The 5,632-nt window shown below is 52.6% G+C and carries 5 protein-coding genes; 3 read left to right on the forward strand and 2 right to left on the reverse strand.

The window, feature by feature from the left end:
- Positions 1–97: 97 nt before the first annotated feature.
- Both QA609_RS24470 and QA609_RS24475 read left to right on the forward strand, forming a co-directional pair.
- Complete coding sequence (locus QA609_RS24470; protein WP_278305231.1) at positions 98–1,480, forward strand: geranylgeranyl reductase family protein; 1,383 nt, start codon at positions 98–100, stop codon at positions 1,478–1,480.
- Between the two features lie 12 nt (positions 1,481–1,492).
- Positions 1,493–1,789 carry a 2Fe-2S iron-sulfur cluster-binding protein gene (locus QA609_RS24475; RefSeq protein WP_278305232.1) on the forward strand — a complete coding sequence of 99 codons (297 nt, stop codon included), beginning with the start codon at positions 1,493–1,495 and terminating at the stop codon, positions 1,787–1,789.
- Between the two features lie 1,713 nt (positions 1,790–3,502).
- On the opposite strand, the gene QA609_RS24480 is transcribed toward QA609_RS24475, so the two are convergent.
- Both QA609_RS24480 and QA609_RS24485 read right to left on the reverse strand, forming a co-directional pair.
- Positions 3,503–3,763: a hypothetical protein gene (locus QA609_RS24480; RefSeq protein WP_278305233.1), complete on the reverse strand. Its 261-nt coding sequence runs from the start codon at positions 3,761–3,763 to the stop codon at positions 3,503–3,505.
- A gap of 278 nt (positions 3,764–4,041) precedes the next feature.
- On the reverse strand, positions 4,042–4,869 hold the full coding sequence (locus QA609_RS24485) for a helix-turn-helix domain-containing protein (protein WP_278305234.1): 828 nt from the start codon (positions 4,867–4,869) through the stop codon (positions 4,042–4,044).
- A 141-nt stretch (positions 4,870–5,010) separates the two neighbouring features.
- On the opposite strand from QA609_RS24485, the gene QA609_RS24490 reads away from it, so the two are divergent.
- Positions 5,011–5,632: IS200/IS605 family accessory protein TnpB-related protein (locus QA609_RS24490; RefSeq protein WP_278305235.1), on the forward strand; the 622-nt coding region annotated here is incomplete at its 3' end.

Below are 5,632 nucleotides of genomic sequence, written 5' to 3' on the forward strand. Positions count from 1 at the left end.
TCTGATTCTTCGAACCCAATAACATTGAAAAACACGTCGGAAGTGGCATTGTGTTTCAACACTCTTACCGTGAGGTCCCGACATCTGTCTACATCCTATGGCAAATCACAGTGACAACCGGAGTGTCGATATTGTTGTTGTCGGTGGTGGTACTGCTGGGTCGTTTGCAGCAGCAACTGCTGCCGATGCTGGACTTGACGTAGTTCTTCTTGAGCGAAAGAGCGAGTCCGAAGCCGGTCGGATTGCGTGCGGTGACGCAATTAAGGGCAAGAGCACCTTTCCGGATGTTATCAACACTGACTATCTCAAGGAGGAATCGTTCACAAACCAGGGAATCAGACGAGCGATCTTCGAGAATCCCTACGAAAACCAGGAACTTGAAGTCGAGTTTGGACGGTCTGGATCAGTCATCGACCGAAAGCGATACGGTGAAGTTCTGCTCGAGGAGGCACAACGACTCGGAGTGACTATCGAATACAACACCGCTGTGACAGAAGTCTGCCAAGAGAGCAAGCAAATCTGTGGTATTCGGGCAAAGCAGAACGGCGACCAGATTACATACAATGCCGATATAACGATCGACGCCGCTGGTGCTCTGTCGGTACTTCAGGATACTGCCGATTTTTCGAAGTCAACATTCGATACGAACGTTCGCTACTCACAATTCTGCTCTGCCTACCGAGAGGTGGTCGAGGTACCAGAGCCCATTGACTGGGCCGATGCGATCAAATTCAAACCAACCACAGAGTTGGGGTATCTCTGGTACTTTCCACGGTCGAAAAGGGAGATCAACGTTGGCCTTGGTTTTCAGATGACAGAGGAGCCGATACAGCTCGTTGAAACGCTAAAACGAGATCTACACAATCAGCCAGTCTTCGACGGCGCAACCGTCAAAAACAAACTTGGAGCAGCGCTTCCAACCCGTCGGCCATACGACTCAGCAGTTGCCCCGGGATACATGGCAGTCGGTGATGCGGCCGCACATGTGAATCCAGCGACCGGTGGCGGAATCGGAGGTGCCGCGAAAGCGGGACACTGGGCTGCAAAAGCAGCCATCGAAGCGATAGCGATGGACGACATTTCGGAGCAAGCGCTCTGGGATTACAATCACAAAGTGATGACTGGTTTTGGAAGTCGATTCGCAGTAATTGACCTCTATAATATCTGGGGAACGGCGTACGATATCGAAACCCTCTCGGAGATCGTTGCCTCACTCCCAGGGCAGCAGCTTGCAGATGCGGTTGGCGGGTCTGGCACCCCTTCGATGGGACTTGGGCTCAAACTCAAAACGATAGCGTCCACGTTTGGCCACTGGTCGGAGTTATACGAACTGTATCAAATTCGAAAGATCGCAAACCGACTGGCGGACCATTATACAGTATTTCCGACGAAGAGCGAGTCCTTCCACCAATGGCAACGGAAGCGCGATGCCATCATGTCTGACTTTTATGATGTATGCGGTGCTCAACAGAAATACTAACAGAGGAGTGCTATGGAAGAATATAACGTAGAATTTGTTGCGAAAGATACTTCGATTACGGTATCGGATACTGAAACGATTCTTCAGGCGTGCTTGAAAGAAGGATTTCCGTTAGAATACTCGTGTCGAGTCGGGATGTGTCTTGCTTGTTCAGCACGGATTATTGAGGGGAAAGTAACCCAACCTGCAGCACGGGGTCTTACCTCCGGGGAGGCCTCTAAATACGCGTTAACTTGTATGGCGCGACCGCAATCAGACCTCAAACTTCGATTAGGAGAATATCCCCCGAGTATCGAGAACTCCTGTTAGAACTATATCCGAACGTATTGCAGCTGGCTCAAGTTACTCAGATTTCATGTGGTGAGACATGATATTCAACACCTCACAAGGTCCTTCAATCATTCAATCTGAGTATAGTTTAATTTATCTCTAATTGGAGAATTCCAACAACCGTTGACACCGATAACCTCTTAAAATATCTGAATGAACCCGCTCCCCTGCTCCAAGCCAGGACAGAACGAACGACTCAAATCACGTTAAATTACGATGTCTTGTGAGGTGCTGAGTCGAGGGGAGCGTTTGATGAACCAAAGTGGCGAGATAAACATACCCTCCATATACATTAGTCAACGTAGTCTCAACTTCTGCTACTAACAAATCCAGTGTGGTCTCCACAGGATACTTGAGACCGACCGATAGAGAACGACGGAGTTTGTGCCAAACTCAGACGTTTGGCTGACAGCATGACATGCCACATAGAAAGATTGCAAGAGAATAACGGTTGATATCGCCGTTTTACCAGAGACAAGGGCTTCTCTGGAGCCGTTACATGGAGATGCGTAGTGATCGAGTGAGAAGACGATTTCCAGTTGCTTTATCGGGATTTGTCTCGTCGATCAGCCCATGGTACTCAGCTTGGCTGCGTACGTGTACGCATCGATACGAACGCCCGAATACCAATTTCAGGGATGGGTCGCTTTCGTACTGTTCCTCGCTGATGCCACTGTTGCAAGTGCGATTGTACCTCCTCAGCTGGTTTAGCTGTCGGTAGTAACGCTCAGTGTCCTCTCTGTACTGACCGACCACTACCCTCGCAGATGTCACTCGGTTTGTGGAATATTCGCGCTTCACAGTCGACCGCCGCCGCCAAATGACGTCGCTTTTCTGGCGTAACCGCACTGTACAGCACCGCCCTGCTGGCTGGCAACGCCTTACTCTTCACCACCCATTAGGCACCCTCAATATTATCTGCTACCCAAACGGCTTTTTGACACTAGCTTCACACTTCTATATGCGAGGAATCATCCTCGCCACTCGAGACCTCTCTTTGGATATCCAAAGACAGGTAACCCGAACTCAGAGCTGTTAGGGAATATCCCTTTCCCTCCACCGTCACCCCAACTGTCATTCGTTGGAGACCTCCCCCTGGTCTCCACATTTTATACATATGACTGATTTGAGTAGTGCTCCAAGGTGCTGACCCCTGGGGGTTCGATGTCGATGTATGCACGGGTAGCGTATTCAACGGAACCGCGGTGTGCATAGATCCCGCCGGTATCGGCCGTCACATACGCAACCTCGGTGTCGCCAGTTTATTAATCGAGCCCGATCGCCGACTCGAGGCCGACGCCTTTGGGACCCCTGTATGCACATCAATTGATATGGGTTCGACGAAACGAATGACACTCCGGCTGAGCGACGAACGTCAACAGCTGCTCGAGGACGCCGCGGCAATCGTGGCCGACAGCCCTGACGACGACCCACCGCGCTCGGACGTGACCGACGCCGCGCTTACCCACACCTTATCGAGTCGGAGGAAAACATCCAGGACGCTCGTGACGAGCATCCGCCTCACGTCATTCAGTCGATCGCGAGCACGAGTGTCCTTGCACTGCGCTACCGGACGAGAGTCGAAAGTCGGTGGCGGTAGAAGCCGAAAATTGTAGCACGCTTCGGTCTGACTTTCCTGTTACATCCGACTGCGAATTGACCGCTTGCAATCATCTGTTGTACGACGTGATGCTAACGGAAAGGTGGGATGAAATTGAATGCTGCTGCAGCCAGCAGGCAAGAAACAACAACGAATCCTCCACTGATAGCCATCGAGGATCCGATAAAAAGCCCTCTTACACCGATGAAGAGAGCTAAAAGAGAGAATCCAAGGAGGGCAACGGTTCCAATAGCATCTAATACACCAGATCTAACATCATTCCGGGATGTCTTCGCATGCTCATCACGGTTCATTTCGGTCGTCCCACCGTTCGTTTCAGTATCGGGAACCATCTATCTAAGATTAGGTAAGATGACACATAAGCCTGTTTGTGTCGAGTGTTTGTAAAGAGGTATTCTACTTTGGTCATTGTACACCCTATATTCAGCAGGGGGCTTTTGGCAGCTATCGGAGAGATTGATCGTCTCTCCGTTACCTGCTTGACCTGCACATAGCAGATTGGTACCGGTCACAAGATTGCCTGCTTAACCAACATTGGGTGCAGTAGAGGGGCTTCCGTTGGTTAACTACATGCGGCGGTAGATCGGAGAGAGAACGAGACACAGTTTTGCTATGGAGTTATGTGAGAAAGCGAGTGCTGCTCGAGCGGTGAGCCCATCTGAACGTCCTGATTGTCCTCGATGAATTCTGTCGCTGTGAGTGTAGCTGCTAGTCGCATCCAGGAGCCGACCGTTGGATGCTCGAGTAATCGCGATGGATTTGGTGGCCAAAACAGCGCTTTCCCAAGCGGATCATCAGGATCGCCGTAGCGATCGGGTGGAAGAATCGTCTCGAGCAATGTATCGGCCGCGTCGAGTAGCGTCTGACTCTCCTCGAGGACAGCCGGAGCAACAGGATCGTGGCGTTCGGTGGCTGTCTGGAACGACAACGCCAGTCGATACCCGTTCTCGTCGACGCGGATGAGAGCGAGTGCCTCGAGTCGGTCGCGGTAGTTCCGGATCGTCCGTGTCGAGACATCCGCTCGGTCAGCAAGCTCACGTTGTGAGAGCCGACTCTCAGCGGTGAGAAGCGTCTGAACGATGCGGCCGACCGTCGGTGGGAGAGCGGAGAGTAACTGGTCAGGTTCGAGCGTTCCCAGTGCATAGCGGAGTTCGTCCGGTCGAAGCTCTCGGCGTTCGTCTTCGTCGGCGAGTTGTTGCAGTGCTCGAGCAGCGGCGTACGGCGAACTGGTCAATGCGTGGAGCAACGAAACGATCTCTCGAGTCGGTCGGAGGTTCTTAGACTGCAGGATTTGCGTCGTAGCTGTTGCATAGTCTGTCCGGTCGACCGTCGAAAGGGAAACGTGGACCGCGAACTCGGGAGCATCCTCAGCGAGCGCTGCTGGCGTCTCGAGCGATTGCTCGAGCTTGGGTCGGAGTCGGGTGGATGTCGTCTCCACGAACGACTAGGGAGCCAATGAGCGTCCCCAGCGGGTCGTCGGCATCGAGCCGTCTTCGACCACGATAAAGACCGGCACCACGAAATCTGCTGGGAAGTTCCACTTCCCGGTAGAGGGACGAACTTCTGGATACCACTCCAGTTGAATCCCGAGCAGAAAGACTGGTGGCGCTCTCTGATTGACGACGAAGACGAAAGCGTGTGGGCTGGTGAGCTCCGTTTACAACGTGACGGGAATCGTTGGGTGTTGCACGCTACTGCGAACTACGAAGTGGAAGCCGCCCACTCGTGTTCGTGTGAAAGCGGCGATATGACACCAGTCGGATTCGACGTGGGTGAATCCAAACTCTTGGTGGGCTGTGCCCTTCAAGACGACACGCCCGTTGACCCATTGTTCGTGGATGGTGGTCGCGTCCGTCACCTTCGACAGAAACAAGCCAGTGCTGAAGACCGGCTGAAACCACGATATGCGTCGAATCTCTTGGACGACCTCGTGTGGGGACGGTGTCAAGACGCCATCGAAGACGAGATCGAGAAAGCCTCACATCGAGCTGTTGAATACGCCACTCAGTTCGAGAACCCAGTCATCGTCCTCGAACACCTCGACGGTATCACCGACGAGGACATTGGCAAATACTGGAATCGGCGACTTGGCAAGTGGCTGTTCTCCCGCTTGCAGTCACGAATTGAAGACAAGGCAGTGGAACGTGAGATTCCTGTGGAATACGTGCATCCGCATCACACGTCGAAAACGTGCCATGCGT

Source organism: Natronococcus sp. A-GB7, assembly GCF_029688865.1.
Classification (GTDB): Archaea; Halobacteriota; Halobacteria; order Halobacteriales; family Natrialbaceae; genus Natronococcus.

Coding starts and splice junctions, on each gene's coding strand:
- QA609_RS24480 (WP_278305233.1), bottom strand. CDS start 3,763: ATGGTTCCCGATACTGAAACGAACGGTGGGACGACCGAAATGAACCGT.
- QA609_RS24475 (WP_278305232.1), top strand. CDS start 1,493: ATGGAAGAATATAACGTAGAATTTGTTGCGAAAGATACTTCGATTACG.
- QA609_RS24470 (WP_278305231.1), top strand. CDS start 98: ATGGCAAATCACAGTGACAACCGGAGTGTCGATATTGTTGTTGTCGGT.